The sequence below is a fragment of the Streptomyces sp. NPDC058701 genome, assembly GCF_042715295.1.
Lineage (GTDB): Bacteria > Actinomycetota > Actinomycetes > Streptomycetales > Streptomycetaceae > Streptomyces.
On sequence record NZ_JBHXSY010000001.1, the window covers coordinates 375,341 to 396,856 of the forward strand.

Here is a 21,516-nt window from a genome sequence, read left to right on the forward strand (position 1 = left end):
AGCCGGGCTTCGGCGCCCCGGAGGCGAACCGAGCCGCCAAGAAGAGGGAGCCTCAGCAGGCTTTGCGCCACGCGTCCAGGTCGTACCTCTTCTCCAGCGAACTGAGCCCCAGCTCGCGCGAGCGGGCGCAGAAGCGCCCCGCCGGCAGCTCGTACTCGACGTGGAAGACGGCTTTCCCGGCTTCGACGAACGGGGTCAGCCGGTCGCACTCCTGGTACTCCGCGCACTGCTCGTTGACCGCGAAGTCGAACTCCCCGACGAGCTGGGGGATCTGGTCGAGGTCGTTCTTCAGGCCGACGGCCAGGCCCCGGTCGTGGGCGAGCTTCGCGATCAGCCGGTTGTACGCCAGCTGGTGGTCGGCGGTGAGCGGGAACCCGGAGGTGTTCCGGTAGGCGTCCATGTTGTCGGGCTCCACCGCGTCGAAGCCCTTGTCCCGGCACATGTCGAACCGCTTCGCCATCAGCGGTTCCAGCACGTCCAGCCGGCGCACGTCCAGCCAGCGCTCGCCCTCCCAGCCGTTGCCCCGCCCGAGCAGCTCCTTCGGGAAGGCGTCCGCGTCGGGCCGGAAGTCCTCCCAGGCGCCGGTGGAGAGGTAGCAGATGGTCTTGCGCCCGGCCTTCGCCAGCGCGGCGACCTGCTCCGCGGTCGTGGTGAATCCGTCGACGTCGTACACGGGCGCGTTCACCGAGGTGTCGAGCTTCCCGGTGAGCTGCCACTGCCAGCCGACCCCCGGCCGGGGCTGCCACCGCTCACCCGGCGCCTGCTCGGGCCACGGGTAGGGCTCCTCGCCGTCCTGCTCCGGTGCGGCCGTGCACGCGGCGAGCAGCAGGAGCGCCGCGAGCGGCAGCAGGCGGGCCCGCCACCGCCGCGGGCGCGCGGGGAAACGGTTCATCCCGCTGCCTCCAAGGCGTACGGCAGGGTCCCCCACGGGTGCGCGCCGCCGCCCGGGACCGCGCAGTGCACGCCCGCGCCGCGTTCGGTCGCGAGTTCCCCGGCGAGTGCGGCGGGCGCGCCCGGCGGGACGGCGTACACGAGGTGGCAGAACCGTTCGGCGGGGTGGTCGGCGGTCCACGGCGGCACGGCCGCGGCGTCCTGGTAGGCGTCCCAGGGGCCCTCGAAGGTGACGAGGAGGTCGGCGAGTCCGGCGTAGCCGGGGTGCGGGTGGACCCCGTGGTTCAGGACGAGGGTGCGGGCGCCCGCGGCGCGGGCGGCGACGGAGAGCCGGCCGTAGTGCGCGAGCAGTTCGGGGCCGGAGGCGGCCTGGTCGAGGAACGCCCCGTCGGTGCCGTACCAGTCGCGGTGGCGCAGCAGGTCCTGCACCACCGCGGCGTGCGGGCGCCGCCCGTAGTCGGTGTCGGCGTACCCCAGGACGGGGACCCCGGCCTCGCGCAGTCGCTCGGCCACGAGGGCGAACCGCTCGTCGGGGGCCTCGCCCGGGCCGCTGTCGGGGTTGAGGACGACGGAGTGCAACCGGCCGGCGGAGCGGATGACCCGCTCCCAGTCCTCGGGGCGGTCGGCGGGGTGCTCGTACAGGGGCACCAGCAGCATGGGGTCCTTCTTCTCGTCGTACGGCTCGCGGTCGGACGGGTTCGGGCGGTCGGGCAAGGTGCGTGCGGGCGGTCGGGCAGGTGGACGGCTCGGGCGGGTCAGCGGTGGGCCGTGGCGCGGCCGAGGAGCAGGCAGACCAGGACGGCCAGGGCCGCGGCCGCCGTGGCGGCCACCGCCAGCTGCACCATCCGGGGCTGCCCGGCCCCGGTCAGCAGGGCCAGGCTCTGGGCGACTGCGGCCGAGGCGCAGACCACGGCGGCGGGCCGGACCGCCCCGAAGGACTGCAGGAGCAGCCCGGTCCACATCACGGCGCCGAGCAGCAGCAGGGTGGCGATCCGGACGCCCGTGAGGACGGGGGCGCCGGGCCAGAGCAGGGTGCCGGTCACGCCCAGGGCCAGCAGCACCGCCAGGTAGGCGGCGAGGCACTGGGTGAGGGTGCCGAGCATCCGCCCCCGGAAGCCGCGGGACGAGCGGGCCGCGCGGAGCCCGGCGAGGCTGCCGCTGCGGAACCGGTGCAGCAGCCATTCTGCGGGGCCCATGCTGAGGGTGAGGGCCACCGCCGAGGGGGCGGCGACCGCTTCGGCCGGGCCTCCGGCGAGCACCTCGCCGAGGGCCGCGTACAGCACGAGCAGACCGGTGCCGAGGCCGAAGACCCCGTACGGCACGGAGTCCCGGAGCCGGGGTCCGCGCGGGGCGTACTCCTCCTCGGCGCCGCGCAGCATCTGCCAGCGCACCGGGCCGGCGCCCGGGCGGCGCGCGGCCCAGCCGCGGACGCGCCGCAGGGCTCCGCGCAGGCCGGCGGCGAGCGGCAGTTCCCGTACGGCCAGCGTGCAGGCAGCCGCGAGGGACACGGCGAGCAGGGTCATCCGCACCGGCACGGGCAGGTCCACGAAGAGGGCGAGCACCGCGCCGGCGGCCATCGGGCCGAGCGCGGCGAGCAGCACCCGCTCCCGGCCGAGCACGAGCAGGACGGTGGCCGCGCCGACGTAGAGGGCCTGGCCCGCGGCGAAGGCGTACGAGAACGGCGGCCCGCCGGGCACCGCCAGCGCGGCGGCGGTGCCCAGCAGCGATCCGGCCGGGGCGCCGACGAGCAGGGTCCGTCCGGCGGCGGCGCGGTCGCCGAGGCCGAGCCAGGAGTAGGCCCGGTGGGAGAGGGTCTGGTCCCAGACCCAGCCGATGAGGGCGCCGGCGAGCAGGGTCAGCGTCCCCGCCGGCAGGCCCAGGCGGTCCCTGGGGCCGTCGAGCAGGGGGGCGCCCAGCAGGTAGGCCAGGCCGGGCAGGGCGAAGATCACCCCGCGCAGCAGGCAGGCGGTGAGGGAGACCTTCCACGGATCGGCCGGGTCGGCGGGTTCCGGGTAGGAGCGGGGCACCCGGGCGAAGAGCTCCTCGGCGAGACCGAAGGAGTCCGGACGGCCGTAGGTGAGCCGGATGTACTCGTCGGTCATGCCGTCGGATTCGAGGATGGCGGCGATCTCGTCGGGGTGCACGGCCGCCGAGATGAACACGCCGAGACGGTCGGCGAGTTCGTCCATCGGGTCGGCCGCGGGGATGCCGCGGCGCGGCCGTGGGACGGCCGGGAGGGTGTCGGTCCGCGGGCCGTGCGCACCGGGGGCGCCGGGCGTACCCGGCGCTGCGGGGGCGCCCCCCGCCTGCCCCGGCGTGGGGCGGGCGGCGGAGCCGACGGGTACCCAGCCACCGTCCGGGCCGGGGGCCTTGAGCCAGAGGGATCCGCTCACCACGGGCTCCCGTCGGCCGCGAGTTCCCGGTACCAGGGGTCGGCGAGCCGCTGGGTCCAGTCGTCGCCCTCGTGGACGGGCAGGACGGGCTGGCCGGCGAGTTCCCGGTAGATGTGGCGGAAGCCGTCCACGGACTGGTGGAGGGTGAACTTCTCCACCACCCTCTTGCGGGCCATCCGGCCGAGCTCGGCGCGGCGTTCGTCGTCGCGGAGCAGGGCGAGGGTGGCGCGGGCCATGGTCTCGGGTTCGCGCGGCGGAACGACGAGGCCGGTGTCGCCGACGGCCTCGCGGACACCGCCGACGTCGGTGGAGACGGTGGTGCGGCCGCAGGACATGGCCTCGATGATGCTGAAGGGGAAGCCCTCGCTGATGGAGGAGAGCATGACGACGGAGCCGGCCGCGTACGCGCGCGCGACCTGGTCGATGCGGCCCTCGTAGCTGATGCCGTCGCCCACGCCGAGTTCGGAGGCGAGCTCCTCCAGCCGGAGCCGGTACCCCTCGCAGCCGGCCGGGACCGGGCCGAAGAGGCGCAGCCGCAGTGCGGGCAGTTCCTCGCGCATGAAGGCGTAGGCCCGGATGAGCGTTTCGAGGTCCTTGATCGGGTCGATGCGGCCGCACCAGCTGAGGGTGGGCACCTCCGGTTCGGGACCGGCTTCGGGGAAGGCGTGCGGGTCGACGCCGTTGTAGACCGTGCGGATGCGCTCGGAGTCGGCGCCCCCGCGCTCCTCCCAGCGGCGGTTGTACTGGTTGCACGGGGTGATCAGGTCGGCCTGCCGGTAGCCCTCGGTGTTGAGCTCCCGGTAGAAGCCGAGCATGAGGGCCTTGACCGGCCAGCGCTGTTCGGCGGTGCGGTAGCCGAGGTAGCGCTCGCGCAGGTAGATGCCGTGCTCGGTGAGGAGGAAGGGCACGTCGTCGAGGTACGTGGCGGCGAGCGCGGGGAGGGTGGCGAGGCCGCTGCTGACGGCGTGCGCGACGCTGTCGGGCGGGATCCGCACGGAGAGCGGGCGCAGCGCGTGTTCCAGCAGGTCGGTGGCGGTGAGCGCGTCGTGGAGGGTGGGCCGGGCCTCCGCGGTGGTGAGGCCGGGGCGGGTCCAGACGGTCATCAGGAGGCGCAGGACGGACTCGGAGCGCAGGGCCGGGGCGAGTTTTCCGGCCCGGGCGAGCAGGGCCAGTTCGCGCAGGGCCTCGGAGAATCCGCCGTGGGCCGGGTCGAGCAGGGAGAGCAGGAAGGTTTCGTAGACCCGGGTGAAGCGGCGGCGGGCCTTGCCCCGCAGGACCTTGCGGCGGCCGCGGCCGGGGGGAGGGCCCCAGAGCGGGACGGCGGTGTGGCGGTAGACGTTGCGCGGGAGTTCCCAGGTGACCGGCTCGCGTCCGGAGCCGGTCAGGGCTATGACGTTGAAATCGACCTCCGGCATGCCCCGTACCAGTTGGTCGCACCAGGTGCTCACGCCCCCGTGGACGTGCGGGTAGGTGCCTTCGGTGAGCATGGTGACATGACGCCCATGGCTCATGCGATGTGTCCCCCCAGGACGGAAAAGGGGCCGGCGCCCTGGATGGGGAGCGCCGGCGCTGGGTGGTGCGGGTGACGGCTTGCGGGACGGTCAGCTGGGCAGCTTGAGCGTGACGGCGCTCTGGAGCAGCTCGGGCGAGGTCCAGGTGGAGCGGTTTCCGGCGTAGGCGGTGCCGAAGTCGGCGCTGCCGAGGAGCAGTTGCTTCTTGGTGCCGTTGGGCGCGGTCACCGGGGCGAAGACGCCGGAGGGCGTCTTGACGGTGACGGTCGTGCCGATGCGGTAGGCCGTGACCTGGTTGTTCGCGATCGCCTTGTTCCAGGCCGCGCGGCGGCTGAGTTCGACGCCGGTGTCCTTCATGCTCTGGTTCACGATCGGCGCGCTGGGCGCGTAGAGCGTGCGGTAGGTGTCGAGGACCTGGTCGAGCACCGGGTAGAGGGTGCGGTCCTCGGCGAGGTTGGACTGGTGGACGTAGTGCGGGCGCGGGTCGTTGGCGAGGACGTGGCGCAGGGCGGTCCGGGCCTCCTGGGGGACGATGTAGTCCAGGTAGCCGGTGGTGGCGTCGACCGGGGCCGGGAGGCAGGTGGACGTCCCGGGATTGTCCTCGCAGATGCCGCTGCCGCCGTGGGCGCGACTGGTGTAGATCCAGTTGTACTCGTCGGCCATCTCCGCGTTGGTGCCCGTGTTGTAGTACACGTTCATCGGGTGGCGGGGGACGGTCAGGGCGGCGCCGACGGCCCGCTGCGCGGGTTCCCGGGAGTTGTCGCTGCCGGCCCACTTGACGCCGTTGTCGGCGAGGGCCCCGGCCAGGTTGGGGTTGTCCTGGGGCTGCTGCGGGTTGGTCTTGAGGCCGGAGTGCTCGCCGGTGACCAGTTCGGTGCGGTCGGTGGTGATGCCCTTGGCGGCCGCCCAGTTGTTGTTGTCGCGGATCTGCGCCGAGATCTCCGCGCGGCTCATGTACTGGATGGCGCCCTGGGCGTTCTTCTTGCAGGTCCAGGGTGAGGTGGTGACGTCCTGGACGCAGCCGAGGAACGGGTGCGTGTAGGTGTGGTTCATCCAGCGGAACTTGGCCCGGTCGGCGATGAGTTGGGCGGTCATCGCGTCGACGCCGCCGTTCTCCGCCTTCCACTCCTCGCCGGCGCCGGCGTTGAAGAGCATGTCGAGCTTGAAGTTCTTGGACGTCTGCCACTGGGCCGCGTACTGCGCGTCCGCGGCGGTCATCCGGATGGTGCTCTCCTGGCCCTCCCCGCCCGGGCAGGCGTAGTCGCCGGGCGTGCAGTTGAGCTCCTTGCTCCAGCGGGCGTCGGGGGCGAAGACGTCGTCGACGTGGACCGCGAAGTAGTTGCGGCTCTGGCCGAGGTGGACGCCCTGGGTGAGCCACTCGACGATGCCGCGGGCCAGCAGCCGGAACTGCTGCTGGTGCTGGTTGTAGCCGAAGGTGACGACCAGCTCGCTGCGTCCGTCGTGGGTGTACTCGCCGACGAGCGAGGCCCGTCCGGAGCCGACGGGTGCGTCGAGGTAGCTGGTGTAGCCGGCCCGCGGCTTGCCCATGAACCCGTAGCTCTCGGGCACGAGGGGCGAGTTGTCCTCGAAGGCGACCTGGCCGCCGAGGTAGCCGAACGGTCCCGCCTTGCCGGCGGCGGTGACCGCGGCTCGGGTGCCGTCGAGCTCGCCGCCGTAGCCGCCGTTGTCGGTGTACTCCAGGCCCACGCCCGGGTGGGACCAGGTGTAGGCGTCGACCTGGCGGATCCCGTACGTCGTCTCGTAGGCGGCGAGCGCCGCCATCTCTGCCGAGCCCTCCCCGAACGGGTTCTCGTTCGGCAGGACCACCCCCTGGAACTTGGCGCGCGGACGGCCGTCGACCGTGTCGCTGAGGTAGGCCGCGTCGATGACCGGGCGGCCGCTGCTGCCCAGCTGTACGCGGGTGAACGGGACTCCGGTGTCGCGGAGCTCCGCGGTGATCGCCTCGACGGAGGTGCCGCCGTCGTCGACGACCAGCACCTTCAGGTCGATGCGCGGTGTCACGGCCGCCGTGGCGGTCGCGGCGGGTACGACGACGGAGACCAGGGCTGCCGCCGCCATGACGGCGGCGACCCTGTTCATCCGGTTCTTGTTGACCATTTCGGCCTTCCCCCCGCAGGCATCCCTCGACAACGGCCCTGGGCGGACGGCCGGGCCGGGGAGGCACTGTGGAAATCATGCAAAGGAACCCCGCGTCCCCTTGCGAGAGTGGGCCGAGTCTTTCGGACCTCGTCAGGTCTACGAGGCAAACCTGGAGCAGAGTCCACAGATGGGTGAACCTCTTGGCCGTTTGATCGAACAACTTGCCAAACCTTCGAGTGGCGTACGGACGAGTGCGGGCGCGTACGCTCATTTCCGGCGGCGCCCGGGCCCGAATACGATCGCCGTGGATGGCCGTCCACCCACTCGGCCCACACATACATACGGAAGCGAGACCTCACCACCGTGACTGCTCTGACTCTCAGCACTGCCGGCGCGGCGACGCTGCGCGCCGACGCCCTCGTGGTCGGCGTGGCGAAGGGCCCCAAGGGCCCCCTCGCCGCCGCGGGCGCCGAGGCCGTGGACAACGCGTACGCAGGCAAGCTCGCCGCCGTACTCGAAGCGCTCGGGGCCTCGGGCGCCGAAGGGGAGATCACCAAGCTCCCGGCCCCGGACGGCTTCAAGGTCCCGGTCGTGCTGGCGGTCGGACTCGGCGCCCTCCCGGACGAGGACGAGTCGTACGACGAGGAGGTGCTGCGCCGCGCCGCCGGCGCCGCCGCCCGCGCCCTGCACGGCTCGAAGAAGGCCGCCTTCGCGCTCCCCCTCGACGACGCGTCCGCCGTGACCGCCGTCGCCGAGGGCGCGCTGCTCGGCGCGTACGCCTTCACCGCCTACCAGGGCGGCGAGAAGAAGGGCGCCAAGAACGGCGGCCCCAAGCTGCCGCTGGCCGAGATCGCCCTGCTGGGCGCCAAGCCGCGCGACAAGGAGCACAAGGCCGCGGCCGAGCGCGCCTCCGTCGTGGCGACCGAGGTCAACGTCGCCCGCGACCTGGTCAACACCCCGCCGAACGACCTCACCCCCGAGGCCTTCGCCGCGGTCGCCTCCGCGGCCGCGAAGGAGAACGGGATCAAGGTCCAGGTCCTGGACGAGAAGGCCCTGCTCAAGGGTGGCTACGGCGGCATCATGGGCGTCGGCAAGGGCTCGGAGAACCCGCCGCGCCTGGTGAAGCTCACCTACACCCACGCCAAGGCGGAGAAGAGCCTGGCCTTCGTCGGCAAGGGCATCACCTACGACTCCGGCGGCATCTCGCTGAAGCCGGCCGGCCACAACGAGACGATGAAGTGCGACATGGCCGGCGCCGCCGCCGTCTTCGCCGCCGTCGTCGCCGCCGCCAAGCTGGGCCTCCAGGTCAACGTGACAGGCTGGCTCGCGCTCGCCGAGAACATGCCGTCCGGCTCCGCCACCAAGCCCGGTGACGTCCTGCGCATGTACAGCGGCAAGACCGTCGAGGTCCTCAACACCGACGCCGAGGGCCGCCTCGTCCTGGGCGACGCGCTGACCAAGGCCTCCGAGGACAACCCGGACGCGATCATCGACGTCGCGACCCTGACCGGCGCCATGGTGCTGGCCCTGGGCGACCGCACCTTCGGGATCATGTCGAACGACGACGCCTTCCGCACCTCGATCCACGAGATCGCGGAAGAGGTCGGCGAGGCCTCCTGGCCGATGCCGCTCCCGGCGGACCTGCGCAAGTCCATGGACTCCCCCACCGCGGACATCGCCAACATGGGCGTCCGGATGGGCGGCGGCCTGGTGGCCGGCCTCTTCCTCCAGGAGTTCGTCGGCGAGGGCATCACCTGGGCCCACCTCGACATCGCGGGCCCCGCCTTCCACGAGGGCGCCCCGCACGGCTACACCCCCAAGGGCGGCACCGGCTCGGCCGTCCGCACCCTGGTGCGGCTGGCCGAGCGCACGGCCACGGGCGACCTGGGCTGACGCTGCCCGCGCGTGAGACCTGACGCACTCCGGGCCTTGATCGACGATGCGGTCAAGGCCCGCGGTGTGCCGGGCAACGTTCAGCCCACAACGAAATCCGTAGGTTTCTACGCACCGGTAACGGCGGCTCGGGGCAGAACGACCGGTCACATGGTGGGCCCGGCGTCCCGCGTTCCCCCGACAAATGCGAAGATGGGTTCTCGGCAGGACAGGGCCCCCACCACAGGGCCGACGAAACCAGCGGCCGATTACCAGCCGCCGCCCGGTCACAGAGGACCGGTGCCCGGCGCACATGCATGGAGGACGTGACGTGGCGAACGACGCCAGCACCGTTTTCGACCTAGTGATCCTCGGCGGTGGCAGTGGCGGTTACGCCGCAGCTCTCCGCGCATCCCAGCTGGGTCTCGACGTTGCGCTGATCGAGAAGAACAAGCTCGGCGGCACCTGCCTGCACAACGGTTGCATCCCCACGAAGGCTCTGCTGCACGCCGGTGAGATCGCGGACCAGGCGCGCGAAGCCGCTCAGTTCGGTGTCAAGGCCTCCTTCGAGGGCATCGACATCGCGGGTGTGCACAAGTACAAGGACGAGGTCATCTCGGGCCTGTACAAGGGCCTGCAGGGCCTGGTCGCCTCCCGCAAGGTGACCTACATCGAAGGAGAGGGCCGCCTCTCCTCCCCGACTTCCGTCGACGTGAACGGCCAGCGCGTCCAGGGCCGCCACGTGCTCCTGGCGACCGGTTCCGTGCCCAAGTCGCTGCCGGGCCTGAACATCGACGGCAACCGCATCATCTCCTCGGACCACGCGCTGGTCCTGGACCGCGTGCCCGAGTCCGCGATCGTCCTGGGCGGCGGCGTCATCGGCGTCGAGTTCGCCTCGGCGTGGAAGTCCTTCGGCACCGACGTCACCGTCGTCGAGGGCCTCAAGCACCTCGTCCCGGTCGAGGACGAGAACAGCTCGAAGCTGCTGGAGCGCGCGTTCCGCAAGCGCGGGATCAAGTTCAACCTCGGCACCTTCTTCGACAAGGCCGAGTACACGGAGAACGGCGTCCGCGTGACGCTGGCCGACGGCAAGGCCTTCGAGGCCGAGGTGCTGCTGGTCGCCATCGGCCGCGGTCCGGTCTCCCAGGGCCTGGGCTACGAGGAGCAGGGCGTCGCGATGGACCGCGGCTACGTCCTGGTCGACGAGTACATGCAGACCAACGTGCCGACCATCTCGGCCGTCGGCGACCTCGTCCCGACCCTCCAGCTCGCGCACGTCGGCTTCGCCGAGGGCATCCTGGTCGCGGAGCGTCTGGCCGGTCTCAAGACCGTCCCGATCGACTACGACGGCGTGCCGCGCGTCACGTACTGCCACCCCGAGGTCGCGTCCGTCGGCATCACCGAGGCGAAGGCCAAGGAGATCTACGGCGCGGACAAGGTCGTGGCCCTGAAGTACAACCTCGCGGGCAACGGCAAGAGCAAGATCCTCAAGACCGCGGGCGAGATCAAGCTCGTCCAGGTCAAGGACGGTGCCGTGGTCGGCGTCCACATGGTCGGTGACCGGATGGGCGAGCAGGTCGGCGAGGCCCAGCTCATTTACAACTGGGAGGCCCTGCCGGCCGAGGTGGCGCAGCTCATCCACGCGCACCCGACCCAGAACGAAGCGATGGGCGAGGCCCACCTGGCCCTGGCCGGCAAGCCGCTTCACTCCCACGACTAATGCGTCACGGGCGCGACGACCACTTCCGCACATTCGTTAGGAGCAACTGAAACCATGCCGGTTTCCGTAACCCTTCCGGCGCTCGGTGAGAGCGTCACCGAGGGCACCGTCACCCGCTGGCTGAAGGCCGAGGGCGAGCGCGTCGAGGCCGACGAGCCGCTGCTCGAGGTGTCGACCGACAAGGTCGACACCGAGATCCCCTCGCCCGTCGCCGGCATCCTCGCTTCCATCAAGGTGGCCGAGGACGAGACCGTCGAGGTCGGCGCCGAACTGGCCGTCATCGACGACGGCTCGGGCGACGCGGCTCCGGCCGCCGCCCCGGCCGAGGCCGAGGCCCCCGCCGCCGAAGCCCCCGCCGCCGAGGCCCCCGCTGCCGAGGCTCCGGCGCCGGCTGCCGAGGCCCCGCAGGCCGCCCCGTCCACCGAGGTCCCGGCCGGCTCCGAGGCTCCGGCCCCGACCGCCGACGCGGCCACCGGCGGCGGTTCCGCCGAGGGCACCGACGTCGTACTCCCCGCCCTGGGCGAGTCCGTCACCGAGGGCACCGTCACCCGCTGGCTGAAGCAGGTCGGCGAGTCGGTCGAGGCCGACGAGCCGCTGCTCGAGGTGTCCACCGACAAGGTCGACACCGAGATCCCCGCGCCCGTCGCCGGCACGCTGCTGGAGATCCTCGTCGGCGAGGACGAGACCGCCGAGGTCGGCGCCCGTCTCGCCGTCATCGGTGTCGCGGGTGCGGCTCCCGCCGCCGCCCCGGCCGCTGCCGCTCCGGCTCCGGCTCCGGCTCCGGCTCCGGCTCCGGCCGAGGCTCCCGCTCCCGCTCCGGCCGCCCCCGCGGCTCCGGCTCCCGCGGCCGCTCCGGCCCCGGCGGCCGCTCCGGCTCCGGCTCCGGCCCCGGCCCCGGTCCAGGCTGCGGCTCCGGCCGCCGCCCCGGCCCCCGTGGCCGCTCCGGCTCCGGTCGCGCCCGCCGCCCCCGCCGCTCCGGCCTCCGCCGGTGACGAGGGCGCGTACGTGACCCCGCTGGTGCGCAAGCTCGCCACGGAGTCCGGCGTCGACCTGTCCGCGGTCTCGGGCACCGGTGTCGGTGGCCGCATCCGCAAGCAGGACGTCCTGGCCGCCGCCGAGGCCGCCAAGGCCGCCGCCGCTCCGGCGCCGGCCGCGGCTCCCGCCGCGAAGGCTCCGGCCGCCGCGGTGTCCGAGCTGCGCGGTCAGACGGTCAAGATGACCCGCATGCGCAAGGTCATCGGCGAGAACATGATGAAGGCCCTGCACTCGCAGGCGCAGCTCAGCTCCGTGGTCGAGGTGGACATCACCAAGATCATGAAGCTGCGCGAGAAGGCCAAGGCCGGCTTCCTCGCCCGTGAGGGCGTCAAGCTGTCCCCGATGCCGTTCTTCGTCAAGGCCGCCGCCCAGGCGCTGAAGGCCCACGCGGTCGTCAACGCCCGGATCAACGAGGCCGAGGGCACCATCACCTACTTCGACTCGGAGAACATCGGCATCGCCGTCGACTCCGAGAAGGGCCTGATGACCCCGGTCATCAAGGGTGCGGGCGACCTCAACCTGGCGGGCATCTCCAAGGCGACCGCCGACCTGGCCTCCAAGGTCCGCGACAACAAGATCACGCCGGACGAGCTGTCGGGCGCGACCTTCACCATCAGCAACACCGGCTCGCGCGGTGCGCTGTTCGACACGGTCATCGTGCCGCCGAACCAGGTCGCCATCCTGGGCATCGGTGCCACGGTGAAGCGCCCGGTGGTCATCGAGACCGCCGAGGGCACCAACATCGGCATCCGCGACATGACGTACCTGACCCTGTCCTACGACCACCGCCTGGTGGACGGCGCGGACGCGGCCCGGTACCTCTCGGCCGTCAAGGCGATCCTCGAGGCCGGCGAGTTCGAGGTCGAGCTCGGCCTGTAAGGCACGACGCCTCCCGCAGCAGCGCTGCGCGTACGGCGCCCCCGCCCGGAACACCCTCCGGGCGGGGGCGCCGTCGTCGTACCCTGGCCGATCCGTACGGACAGCGCGGGGCCTCGTCATGGCACGTGCACGGGTGACCGATCTCGTCGTGGTGGTGCCGGGCATCATGGCAGCCGGCCGGCGGACGCCGACGGGGGGCCTCGGCCCGGTGATCGCCGAGGCCGCCTCCCCCGTCGGACGGCGGCGCGGGCACGGCCGGGGGCCGGGCGCGCCCATCAGGAGCCTCTTGTAACCAGCCTCACCCGGCGGCCCCGACCGGGAACGCGTCCCGACGGCCCGAGCCGCCGTATTGTCTACGCATCAGGCCCCGCGTGACCCTGCCAGCCACCAGGAGATGAAGTCCCGATGATCACCCCACCCGTCGTGCACTCGCTGCGCGAGCAGATCCGCGAGCACATCGTGGAGGGGATCGTCAGCGGGCGCTGGAAGCCCGGCGAGCGGATCGTCGAGCGCCGGATCGCGGTGGAGCTGGAGGTCAGCCAGACCCCCGTGCGCGAGGCCCTGCGCGAGCTGGAGACGTTGCGGCTGATCGAGTCGGCGCCGAACAAGGGCGTGCGCGTACGGAACCTCTCGGCGGCGGACCTGGAGGAGATCTATCCGGTCCGGGCCGGCCTGGAGCAGATCGCGGCCGAGCTGGCCGCGCCCCGGCTGGCGGCGGACTGCTCGGCCCTGGAGCCGCACGTGGCGGCCCTGTGGGAGGCGGACCGCGCCGACGACGGCACCGCGCAGGTGCGGCACACCGTGGGGTTCCACCGGGAGATGGTGCGGGCGGCCGGGAACAGCGTCCTGCTGCACACCTGGGAGAGCCTGGGCATCGAGGTGTTCACGGCGCTGTCCATCCGGTGGCTGGGAACGGTCCAGAAGTCCTACGCCGAGGAGCACGAGGCGCTCGTCGAGGCCTTCCGCAGCCAGGACCCGGAGATCGGCCTGCTCGTGAAGCGGCACGTCCTGGGGTGCGCGCCGCGCGCCTGACGGCCCGACACCTGCCCGGATTGACCCTGTTTGACCGGCACCGCGTGCCTTATTTGCTGGCACGCGGTGCCGACTTTCGTCGGATGTACATTTCTTCGCCACATTCATTTGATCGATCATCGATCAGCGATTTACAGTCATCGCGGACCTCAACCAGGTCCGCCAGCCCTGTCCTGCCCGTCAGGGATTTCTTCACCACCTCTCCTTTGTCCGGAAGGCGGCGCACACCGATGTCCGACCCCGTAGGAAAGCTTCCGAGCGAGCTCGACCAGCTCCCGGACCGCGACACCGAGGAGACCGCCGAATGGGCGGCCTCCCTCGACGCCGTCGCCAAGGCCGCCGGTACGCGCCGCGCCGAATACCTGCTCCGCCGTACGCTCCAGCACGCCGAGGCCGCCGGCCTCGCGCTGCCGAAGCTGCTGGAGACGGACTACGTCAACACCATCCCCACCGCCGCGGAGCCCGAGTTCCCCGGTGACGAGGCGATGGAGGCCAGGATCACCGCCTGGAACCGCTGGAACGCGGCCGCCATGGTGACCCGCGGCTCCAAGTACGGCGTCGGCGGCCACATCGCCACCTTCGCCTCCGCCGCGTGGCTCTACGAGACCGGCTTCCAGCACTTCTTCCGCGGGAAGGAGGCCGACGGATCGGGCGACCAGCTCTACATCCAGGGCCACGCCTCCCCCGGCATCTACGCCCGCGCCTTCCTCGACGGCCGCATCTCCGAGCAGCAGCTCGACAACTTCCGCCAGGAGTCCGGCGGCAACGGTCTGCCGTCCTACCCGCACCCGCGGCGTCTGCCGTGGCTGTGGGAGTTCCCGACGGTGTCCATGGGCCTCGGCCCGCTGTCCGCGATCTACCAGGCGCGTTTCAACCGCTACCTGCAGAACCGCAGCATCAAGGACACCGCGAACTCGCACGTCTGGGCCTTCCTGGGCGACGGCGAGATGGACGAGCCCGAGTCGACCGCCGCCCTGGCCCTCGCCTCCCGCGAGCAGCTCGACAACCTGACCTTCGTCATCAACTGCAACCTGCAGCGCCTCGACGGTCCGGTCCGCGCGAACTTCCGCGTCGTCCAGGAGCTGGAAGCCCAGTTCCGCGGCGCCGGCTGGAACGTCATCAAGTCCCTCTGGGGCTCCGCCTGGGACGAGCTGTTCCAGCTGGACACCACGGGCGCGCTCGTACGCCGTCTGCGCGAGGTACCGGACGCGCAGTTCCAGACGTACGCGACCCGCGACGTGGCCTACATCCGCCAGCACTTCTTCGGCGCCAACGCCGAGCTCGTGCAGCTGGGCGGCCTGCTCTCCGACGCGAAGATCGCCGAGTGCTTCCACAGCTCCCGCGGCGGCCACGAGCCCCGCAAGGTGTACGCCGCGTACAAGGCCGCGCTGGAGCACAAGGGTGCGCCGACGGTCATCCTCGCGCAGACCGTCAAGGGCTACACGCTGGGCGCCGGGTTCGAGTCGAAGAACGCGAACCACCAGATGAAGAAGCTGACGATCGACGAGTTCAAGAGCATGCGCGACAAGCTCGACCTCCCGATCCCGGACAGCGCCTTCGCCGACGGCCAGGTCCCGTACGGCCACCCGGGCGCGGACAGCCCCGAGGTGCGGTACCTGAACGAGCGCCGCGCGGCGCTCGGCGGCCCGGCCCCGGCCCGCAAGGTCAGGCACGTGGCGCTGCCCGCTCCCGCCGACCGTTCCTTCGCCCCGCTCCTCAAGGGCTCCGGCAAGCAGGAGATGGCCACCACGATGGCCTTCGTCCGGCTCGTCAAGGACCTGATGCGGGACAAGGAGACCGGCAAGCGCTGGGTGCCGATCGTCCCCGACGAGGCCCGCACCTTCGGCATGGAGTCCCTCTTCCCGTCGGCCGGCATCTACTCGCCGCTGGGCCAGACGTACGAGCCGGTCGACCGCGACCAGCTCATGTACTACAAGGAAGCCAAGGACGGCCAGATCCTCAACGAGGGGATCACCGAGGCCGGCGCCATGGCCGACTTCATCGCCGCCTGCACGTCGTACGCGACGCACGGCGAGCCGATGATCCCCTTCTACATCTTCTACTCGATGTTCGGCTGGCAGCGCACCGCCGACCAGATGTGGCAGCTCGCCGACCAGCTCGGCAAGGGCTTCATCGTCGGCGCGACCGCCGGCCGCACCACGCTGACCGGCGAGGGCCTCCAGCACGCGGACGGCCACTCGCACCTGATCGCGTCCACGAACCCGGCGTCGCTCAACTACGACCCGGCCTTCGCGTACGAGATCGCGGTGATCGTCAAGGACGGCCTGCGCCGGATGTACGGCGAACAGCCGGAAGACGTCTTCTACTACCTGACGGTGTACAACGAGCCGAAGGTGCAGCCCGCGATGCCCGAGGGCGTCGAGGAAGGCATCCTGCGGGGTCTGTACCGCTTCAACACGGCGGCCGACCTGGCGGAGGCGGCCCCGGCCGCCGGCTCCCCGAAGGTCCAGCTGATGGCCTCCGGTACGGCGATCCACTGGGTGCTGGAGGCGCAGAGGCTCCTCGCCGCCGACTGGAACGTGGCCGCCGACGTCTGGTCCGCCACCTCCTGGGGCGAGCTGCGCCGCGACGCGCTGGAGTGCGACGAGGCGCTGCTGCGCGGCGAGGTGCGCACCCCGTACGTCACCCGCGCGCTGGAGGGCGTCACCAGCCCGGTGCTGGCCGTCTCCGACTGGATGCGTCAGGTTCCGGACCAGATCAGCCAGTGGGTGGAGCAGGACTACACCTCGCTGGGCACGGACGGCTTCGGTCTGTCCGACACCCGTGAGGGTGCCCGCCGCCACTTCGGTGTCGACGCCCAGTCGATCGTGGTGGCCGCGCTGGCCCAGCTCGCCCGCCGCGGCGAGGTGCCCGCGTCCGCCGTCAAGGAGGCCCGGGAGCGCTACGGCCTCTGAGGCCGCGTGAGCGACCGCCGCGGCGCGACGTGGCGTGAAAAGGCCGGTGTCCCACCCCCTTCCGGGGGTCGGACACCGGCCTTTCGCGCCATGCGCGGTGGCGGCGCGGGGGTGGAGCCGTGATGCTGGAGCGGTGATGGACGAGACGGAGTTCTGGGAGATCGTCGACCGTACCCGCGAGGCCGCCGAGGGCGACCCCGAGGAACACGCCGACCTGCTCGTGGAGCGGCTGGCGCAGCTCGATCCCGACTCCGTCGTGGACTTCGCGCGGCACTTCGAGTCCCGTTACAACCGGGCCTACACCTGGGACCTGTGGGGCGCGGCCTGGGTCCTGCTGGACGGGGCGAGCGACGACGCCTTCGACTACTTCCGCTGCTGGCTCATCGGGCAGGGCCGGGAGGTCTTCGAGGGCGGGGTGCACGACCCGGACCAGCTGGCGGAGCTGCTGGGCGAGTTCGACGAGGAGATCGACGGCGACGGCGAGGAACTGGGGTACGCGGCCGACGAGGCGTACGAGCAGCTGACCGGGTCGGTCACGCCGGACCTGGGGGTCCCGCTCCAGCCGTCGGAGCCGGGGGGCTCCCCGCTGGACTTCGAGGACGAAGCCGTGCTCGCGGAGCGCTTCCCCCGGCTCTGGGACCGGTTCAGGGGCTGACCGGCGGGGGCTCAGTAGTGGGTGCCTCCGTCGATGCGGATCTCCGTCCCGGTGATGAAGGCGCCGTCCTCGGAGCCGAGCATGGCGACGACGCCGGCCACGGTCTGCGGGCCGGCGAAGCCCCGACCGAGGGCCGGGGCGAGCTTGGTGAACAGGCTCCAGTCGGTGTCCTCGGGCAGACCGGGGCCGTTGCCGGTGGTCATGCCGCTCTCGATGGAGCCGGGCGCGACGGCGACGAAGCGCAGGCCCTGCTTGCTGTACTCGGCGGCCAGGGCGTGGGTCATGGACTGGATGCCGCCCTTGCTGGCCGCGTAGGCGGACATGTAGGGGTGGGCGAAGGACGCCGAGGTGGAGCTGAAGTTCACGACCACCGGCTGGTCGCCTGCCAGCAGCGCCGGGATCGACTCGCGGATCACCAGGAAGGTGCCGGTGAGGTTGACCGCGATGACCTTGTTCCAGAAGTCGAGCGTGGTCTGGTGGGTGTGCGAGGAACGCAGGATGCCGGCCGCGTTGACCAGCACGTCGAGCCCGCCGAGGCTCGCGACGGCGGCGGCGATCCCGTCCCGTACGGCGGCCTCGTCGGATATGTCGAGGACGGCGGTGGTGAGGCGGTCCCCGTGGCCGTCGGCGCCGGCCTGGTCCGCCGTGTGCCCCAGCCCGGCTGCGTTGACGTCCACGGTGTGCACGCGGCCGCCCTCGGCGAGGATGCGGTGGACGGTGGCCCGGCCGATGCCGGAGCCACCGCCGGTGATGAGGACGCGACGTCCTTCGTAACGGTTCATGGGGTGAGCGTACGAGTCGATGACACGTTGTGCCAGAGTGACAAGGAATGCAATCAACGGCGTTTGTGAAGGGTACGCTTCACCCCGTGAGATCCCCTCGTCCGTACTCTCCCCAGGCCGGCCCCGGAGCCCCGTCGCTGACCGAGCGCCGCAAGGCCGCCACCCAGCTCGACATCGCCCGCGCGGCCTGCGAACTCTTCGCCGAGCACGGCCCCGACGGCACCACCGCCGAGGACATCGCCCACCGCGCGGGCGTGGCCCTGCGCACGTTCTACCGGTACTTCCGCAACAAGCAGGAGGCGGTGGCCCCGCTGCTCGCGGGCGGCGGGGACGCCTGGCGCGCACTGCTCTCCGAGGAGGCGCCGGGCACTCCCCTCGGGGAGGCCCTGGAGCGGGCCGTGACCCGCTCGCTGAACGACCCCCAGGCCCTCGCGGAGGGCCTGGAGGTCACCCGCGGTCTGCTCCGCGCTGCGGAGACCGACGAGGCGCTGCGGGCGGTCTGGTACCGGGTGAACCAGGACTCGGAGGAGCAGCTGGTCCCCGTGGTGGCCCGGCTGGCCGGCCCGGGCGCCGAGGCCCTGGGGGTCCGGCTGCTGGCCGCGGCGGCAACGGACGCGATCCGCATCTCCCTGGAGATGTGGTCGGCCACCGACGCCCCGGTCTCGGGACCCGGCTCTCCGGCCGAACTCGCCGTCCGCTGCCTGCGCGACCTCACGGGCGCGATGCCGCTGCTGCGCTGAGATCAGCGCCCGCCGCCACCGCCGCCGTTCCCGCCGCCGTCGCCACCGCCGTTCCAGTTGCCGCCGCCGCCGTCGCCCCCGCCGCCGCCGTTCCAGTTGCCGCCGCCGCCGTCGCCCCCGCCGCCGCCGTTCCAGTTACCGCCGCCGCCGCCCCCGCCGCCGTTGTTCCAGTCGCCGTGGCCGCCGCCGCCGTTCCAGTTGCCGCCGTCGTTGTTCCCGTTACCGCCGCCACCGCCGTTCCAGTCGCCGCGGTCGTTGTTCCAGTTCCCGCCGTCGTGGTTCCAGTTGCCGTTGTCGCGCCAGCCGGAGTCGTGCCGACCCGAGTTCCAGTTCGCGTCGTCGCGCCAGTTGGAGTCGTTCCAGTGCGAGTCCCGCCAGTTCGAGTCGCGCCAGTTGTCGTTGTACCCGCCGACGCCGCCCTGGTCCCAGCACCAGCTGGGCCGGTCGCGCCAGTCGTGGTTGCAACAGACGTCCCAGCGGGCGTCCGAGCGGTTCGAGGGATACCGGTAGCAGTCGTAGCCCCCGTCCCCACCCCTGCCACCACCACCGGTGATGGTCGAAGCCGAGGCGCTGGCGAGGGGCAGCACACCCATCGCGACTCCCGCGGCCCCTGCCATGGCTGCCGCAACGATCCTACGGCGCATTATCATGCACCTCCGCACATGTCTCGCTTATCGGGCGTTTAGGTCCTTTCCACCCTCACCCTGACCCGCCGCCCTGTCAAAGCGAACAGCCCGCGGGTCCGGCCGCGCACAGCCCCCGCAGGGCCTCTCACCAGGCAGGATCACCCGCGCGGGATGTCGGACACGGCGAAGGCCGCCACCCCCGAGCGGGGTGGCGGCCTTCGCGTGGAACGGTGCGGCTTAGAGGTCGAAGTACAGCTCGAACTCGTGCGGGTGCGGGCGCTGCGCGATCGGGGCGATCTCGTGCGTGCGCTTGTAGTCGATCCACGTCTCGATCAGGTCCGGGGTGAAGACGCCGCCGGCCAGGAGGTACTCGTGGTCGGCCTCCAGGGCCTTGAGGACGTCCTCCAGGCTGGTCGGGACCTGCGGGACGCTCGCGTGCTCGTCGGGCGAGAGCTCGTAGAGGTCCTTGTCGATCGGCTCCATCGGCTCGATCTTGTTCTTGACTCCGTCGAGGCCCGCGAGCAGCAGCGCCGCGAAGGCGAGGTACGGGTTGGACGACGGGTCCGGGGCGCGGAACTCGACGCGCTTGGCCTTGGGGTTCGAGCCCGTGATCGGGATGCGCATCGCGGCGGAGCGGTTGCGCTGCGAGTACACCATGTTGACCGGCGCCTCGAAGCCCGGCACCAGGCGGTGGTAGGAGTTCACCGTCGGGTTGGTGAAGGCCAGCAGCGACGGGGCGTGCTTGAGGATGCCGCCGATGTAGTAGCGGGCGGTGTCCGAGAGACCGGCGTAGCCGGTCTCGTCGTAGAACAGCGGGTCGCCGTTGGCCCACAGCGACTGGTGCACGTGCATGCCCGAGCCGTTGTCGCCGAAGATCGGCTTCGGCATGAAGGTCGCGGTCTTGCCGTTGCGCCAGGCGACGTTCTTCACGATGTACTTGAAGAGCATCAGGTCGTCGGCCGCGGCGAGCAGCGTGTTGAACTTGTAGTTGATCTCGGCCTGGCCACCGGTGCCGACCTCGTGGTGCTGGCGCTCGACCTGGAGGCCCTGGGCGTCCAGCTCGAGGGAGATCTCGGCGCGCAGGTCGGCGAAGTGGTCGACCGGGGCGACGGGGAAGTAGCCGCCCTTGTAGCGGACCTTGTAGCCGCGGTTGTTCTCCTCGGAGCCGGTGTTCCAGGCGCCGGCCTCGGAGTCGATGTGGTAGAAGCTCTCGTTCGCGGTGGTCGCGAAGCGCACGCTGTCGAACACGTAGAACTCGGCCTCGGGGCCGAAGTACGCGGTGTCGGCGATGCCGGTGGAGGCGAGGTACGCCTCCGCCTTCTTCGCGATGTTCCGCGGGTCGCGGCTGTAGGCCTCGCCCGTGATCGGGTCGTGGATGAAGAAGTTGATGTTGAGCGTCTTGTCCTTGCGGAACGGGTCCAGGCGCGCGGTGGAGATGTCGGCGCGCAGCGCCATGTCGGACTCGTGGATCGCCTGGAAGCCGCGGATCGAGGAGCCGTCGAAGGCCAGCTCCTCGTTCGGGTCGAACGCGCGCCCCGGGATGGTGAAGTGCTGCATCACACCAGGCAGGTCGCAGAAGCGGACGTCAACGAACTTGACGTCGTTCTCCTCGATGTACTGCTTCACTTCGTCGGCGTTCTGGAACATCCAACTCCTCCTACTCCCGGCCCCGGGGCAGGGACGGGTTTTATAGCTCGTGGTGCGTCAGTGCGGTGTCGCACGCTGACCCGACCATAAGCAGACGGGATTTCTCAAGCATGACCCATTTGTTTCGCACAAGTTAACCAGGGTCCCGCGGCAGCGCCGTGGAGCCGCACGGGTACCGTGTTCGGGTGGACAACAGGCAAGCAATCGGATCGTGGCTCTCCGGCCCCCGCGCGGCCGCCGAGGACATGGGCGTCGACTTCGGCTACCCGGGTCAGCGGCTCGGCCTCCCCCAGGAGGGGCCCGGCTCCGTGGCCCGGTTCGGGCGCCGGCTGGGCGCCGTGGCCATCGACTGGATCGGCTGCCAGCTGATTGCGTACGGGCTGATCACGGGCGGCGACCTGGCCGCGGCGGGCAACTGGACCCTGGGGCTCTTCGTGGCCCTCGCCGTCCTGACCGTCGGCACCGTGGGCTTCACCCCCGGTAAGCGGATCATGGGCCTCCGGGTGATCGCGGAGGACGGCGGCCGCCTCGGCTTCGGCCGGGTGCTGATCCGCACGCTGCTCCTGGCCCTGGTCGTCCCGGCGGTCATCTGGGACCGCGACGGCCGCGGCCTGCACGACCGGCTGGCCCGCGCCGTCCAGGTCCGCCTGTAAGCACGGCACCGGCACCGGCCTGCACATACGACACGGGGGCGCCCCCGGACCGGTCGGTCCGGGGG

The 21,516-nt window shown here is 71.7% G+C and carries 16 protein-coding genes; 8 read left to right on the top strand and 8 right to left on the bottom strand.

Annotated features, from left to right (window positions below; all coding sequences use genetic code 11):
- Nucleotides 1-52: 52 nt before the first annotated feature.
- The 5 genes from ACFWW8_RS01745 to ACFWW8_RS01765 form a co-directional block, all read right to left on the bottom strand.
- Entirely contained in the window at nucleotides 53-892 is an 840-nt protein-coding gene (locus tag ACFWW8_RS01745) for an endo alpha-1,4 polygalactosaminidase (RefSeq protein WP_386522158.1), read from the bottom strand.
- Complete coding sequence (locus tag ACFWW8_RS01750) at nucleotides 889-1,548, bottom strand: spherulation-specific family 4 protein (RefSeq protein ID WP_386522244.1); 660 nt, start codon at nucleotides 1,546-1,548, stop codon at nucleotides 889-891. Before ACFWW8_RS01750 ends, ACFWW8_RS01745 begins: the two co-directional genes overlap by 4 nt.
- A 98-nt stretch (nucleotides 1,549-1,646) precedes the next feature.
- Nucleotides 1,647-3,284 (bottom strand): hypothetical protein, encoded by a 1,638-nt coding sequence (locus ACFWW8_RS01755; RefSeq protein ID WP_386522160.1) that lies wholly within the window; start codon nucleotides 3,282-3,284, stop codon nucleotides 1,647-1,649.
- Entirely contained in the window at nucleotides 3,281-4,795 is a 1,515-nt protein-coding gene (gene pelF, locus ACFWW8_RS01760) for a GT4 family glycosyltransferase PelF (protein WP_386522162.1), read from the bottom strand. Before pelF ends, ACFWW8_RS01755 begins: the two co-directional genes overlap by 4 nt.
- Nucleotides 4,796-4,885: 90 nt before the next feature.
- Nucleotides 4,886-6,913 (bottom strand): hypothetical protein, encoded by a 2,028-nt coding sequence (locus tag ACFWW8_RS01765; protein ID WP_386522164.1) that lies wholly within the window; start codon nucleotides 6,911-6,913, stop codon nucleotides 4,886-4,888.
- 345 nt (nucleotides 6,914-7,258) lie between these two features.
- Here ACFWW8_RS01765 and ACFWW8_RS01770 point away from each other — a divergent pair, with 345 nt between their 5' ends.
- From ACFWW8_RS01770 to ACFWW8_RS01795, 6 genes are all read left to right on the top strand, one after another.
- Entirely contained in the window at nucleotides 7,259-8,788 is a 1,530-nt protein-coding gene (locus tag ACFWW8_RS01770) for a leucyl aminopeptidase (protein ID WP_386522167.1), read from the top strand.
- A 310-nt stretch (nucleotides 8,789-9,098) separates the two neighbouring features.
- Nucleotides 9,099-10,487: a dihydrolipoyl dehydrogenase gene (gene lpdA / locus ACFWW8_RS01775; RefSeq protein WP_383922106.1), complete on the top strand. Its 1,389-nt coding sequence runs from the start codon at nucleotides 9,099-9,101 to the stop codon at nucleotides 10,485-10,487.
- Nucleotides 10,488-10,541: 54 nt separating this feature from the next.
- On the top strand, nucleotides 10,542-12,401 hold the full coding sequence (gene sucB, locus ACFWW8_RS01780; RefSeq protein WP_386522170.1) for a 2-oxoglutarate dehydrogenase, E2 component, dihydrolipoamide succinyltransferase: 1,860 nt from the start codon (nucleotides 10,542-10,544) through the stop codon (nucleotides 12,399-12,401).
- Between the two features lie 408 nt (nucleotides 12,402-12,809).
- Complete coding sequence (locus ACFWW8_RS01785) at nucleotides 12,810-13,433, top strand: GntR family transcriptional regulator (RefSeq protein WP_386522246.1); 624 nt, start codon at nucleotides 12,810-12,812, stop codon at nucleotides 13,431-13,433.
- A 230-nt stretch (nucleotides 13,434-13,663) separates the two neighbouring features.
- Nucleotides 13,664-16,348 (top strand): pyruvate dehydrogenase (acetyl-transferring), homodimeric type, encoded by a 2,685-nt coding sequence (gene aceE, locus ACFWW8_RS01790; RefSeq protein ID WP_386522173.1) that lies wholly within the window; start codon nucleotides 13,664-13,666, stop codon nucleotides 16,346-16,348.
- 136 nt (nucleotides 16,349-16,484) lie between these two features.
- Nucleotides 16,485-17,003, top strand: coding sequence for a DUF4240 domain-containing protein (locus tag ACFWW8_RS01795; protein ID WP_386522174.1), 519 nt, complete (start codon nucleotides 16,485-16,487; stop codon nucleotides 17,001-17,003).
- An 11-nt stretch (nucleotides 17,004-17,014) separates the two neighbouring features.
- Here the strand turns inward: ACFWW8_RS01795 and ACFWW8_RS01800 are convergent, their stop codons facing one another.
- On the bottom strand, nucleotides 17,015-17,785 hold the full coding sequence (locus tag ACFWW8_RS01800; RefSeq protein ID WP_386522175.1) for an SDR family NAD(P)-dependent oxidoreductase: 771 nt from the start codon (nucleotides 17,783-17,785) through the stop codon (nucleotides 17,015-17,017).
- A gap of 86 nt (nucleotides 17,786-17,871) precedes the next feature.
- On the opposite strand from ACFWW8_RS01800, the gene ACFWW8_RS01805 reads away from it, so the two are divergent.
- Nucleotides 17,872-18,525: a TetR/AcrR family transcriptional regulator gene (locus ACFWW8_RS01805; protein ID WP_386522178.1), complete on the top strand. Its 654-nt coding sequence runs from the start codon at nucleotides 17,872-17,874 to the stop codon at nucleotides 18,523-18,525.
- A gap of 2 nt (nucleotides 18,526-18,527) precedes the next feature.
- Here ACFWW8_RS01805 and ACFWW8_RS01810 read toward each other — a convergent pair whose 3' ends face one another.
- Nucleotides 18,528-19,118 carry a hypothetical protein gene (locus ACFWW8_RS01810; RefSeq protein WP_386522181.1) on the bottom strand — a complete coding sequence of 197 codons (591 nt, stop codon included), beginning with the start codon at nucleotides 19,116-19,118 and terminating at the stop codon, nucleotides 18,528-18,530.
- A 270-nt stretch (nucleotides 19,119-19,388) separates the two neighbouring features.
- The gene (glnA, locus tag ACFWW8_RS01815) at nucleotides 19,389-20,798 is read right to left on the bottom strand and encodes a type I glutamate--ammonia ligase (protein ID WP_267720807.1); all 1,410 of its coding nucleotides are present in this window, start codon (nucleotides 20,796-20,798) and stop codon (nucleotides 19,389-19,391) included.
- A gap of 185 nt (nucleotides 20,799-20,983) precedes the next feature.
- On the opposite strand from glnA, the gene ACFWW8_RS01820 reads away from it, so the two are divergent.
- Complete coding sequence (locus ACFWW8_RS01820) at nucleotides 20,984-21,451, top strand: RDD family protein (protein WP_383922085.1); 468 nt, start codon at nucleotides 20,984-20,986, stop codon at nucleotides 21,449-21,451.
- The last annotated feature ends 65 nt before the right edge of the window (nucleotides 21,452-21,516 follow it).

Coding starts and splice junctions, on each gene's coding strand:
- sucB (WP_386522170.1), top strand. CDS start 10,542: ATGCCGGTTTCCGTAACCCTTCCGGCGCTCGGTGAGAGCGTCACCGAG.
- ACFWW8_RS01795 (WP_386522174.1), top strand. CDS start 16,485: ATGGACGAGACGGAGTTCTGGGAGATCGTCGACCGTACCCGCGAGGCC.
- glnA (WP_267720807.1), bottom strand. CDS start 20,798: ATGTTCCAGAACGCCGACGAAGTGAAGCAGTACATCGAGGAGAACGAC.
- ACFWW8_RS01800 (WP_386522175.1), bottom strand. CDS start 17,785: ATGAACCGTTACGAAGGACGTCGCGTCCTCATCACCGGCGGTGGCTCC.
- aceE (WP_386522173.1), top strand. CDS start 13,664: ATGTCCGACCCCGTAGGAAAGCTTCCGAGCGAGCTCGACCAGCTCCCG.
- ACFWW8_RS01745 (WP_386522158.1), bottom strand. CDS start 892: ATGAACCGTTTCCCCGCGCGCCCGCGGCGGTGGCGGGCCCGCCTGCTG.
- ACFWW8_RS01750 (WP_386522244.1), bottom strand. CDS start 1,548: ATGCTGCTGGTGCCCCTGTACGAGCACCCCGCCGACCGCCCCGAGGAC.
- ACFWW8_RS01765 (WP_386522164.1), bottom strand. CDS start 6,913: ATGGTCAACAAGAACCGGATGAACAGGGTCGCCGCCGTCATGGCGGCG.
- ACFWW8_RS01810 (WP_386522181.1), bottom strand. CDS start 19,118: ATGGGTGTGCTGCCCCTCGCCAGCGCCTCGGCTTCGACCATCACCGGT.
- pelF (WP_386522162.1), bottom strand. CDS start 4,795: ATGAGCCATGGGCGTCATGTCACCATGCTCACCGAAGGCACCTACCCG.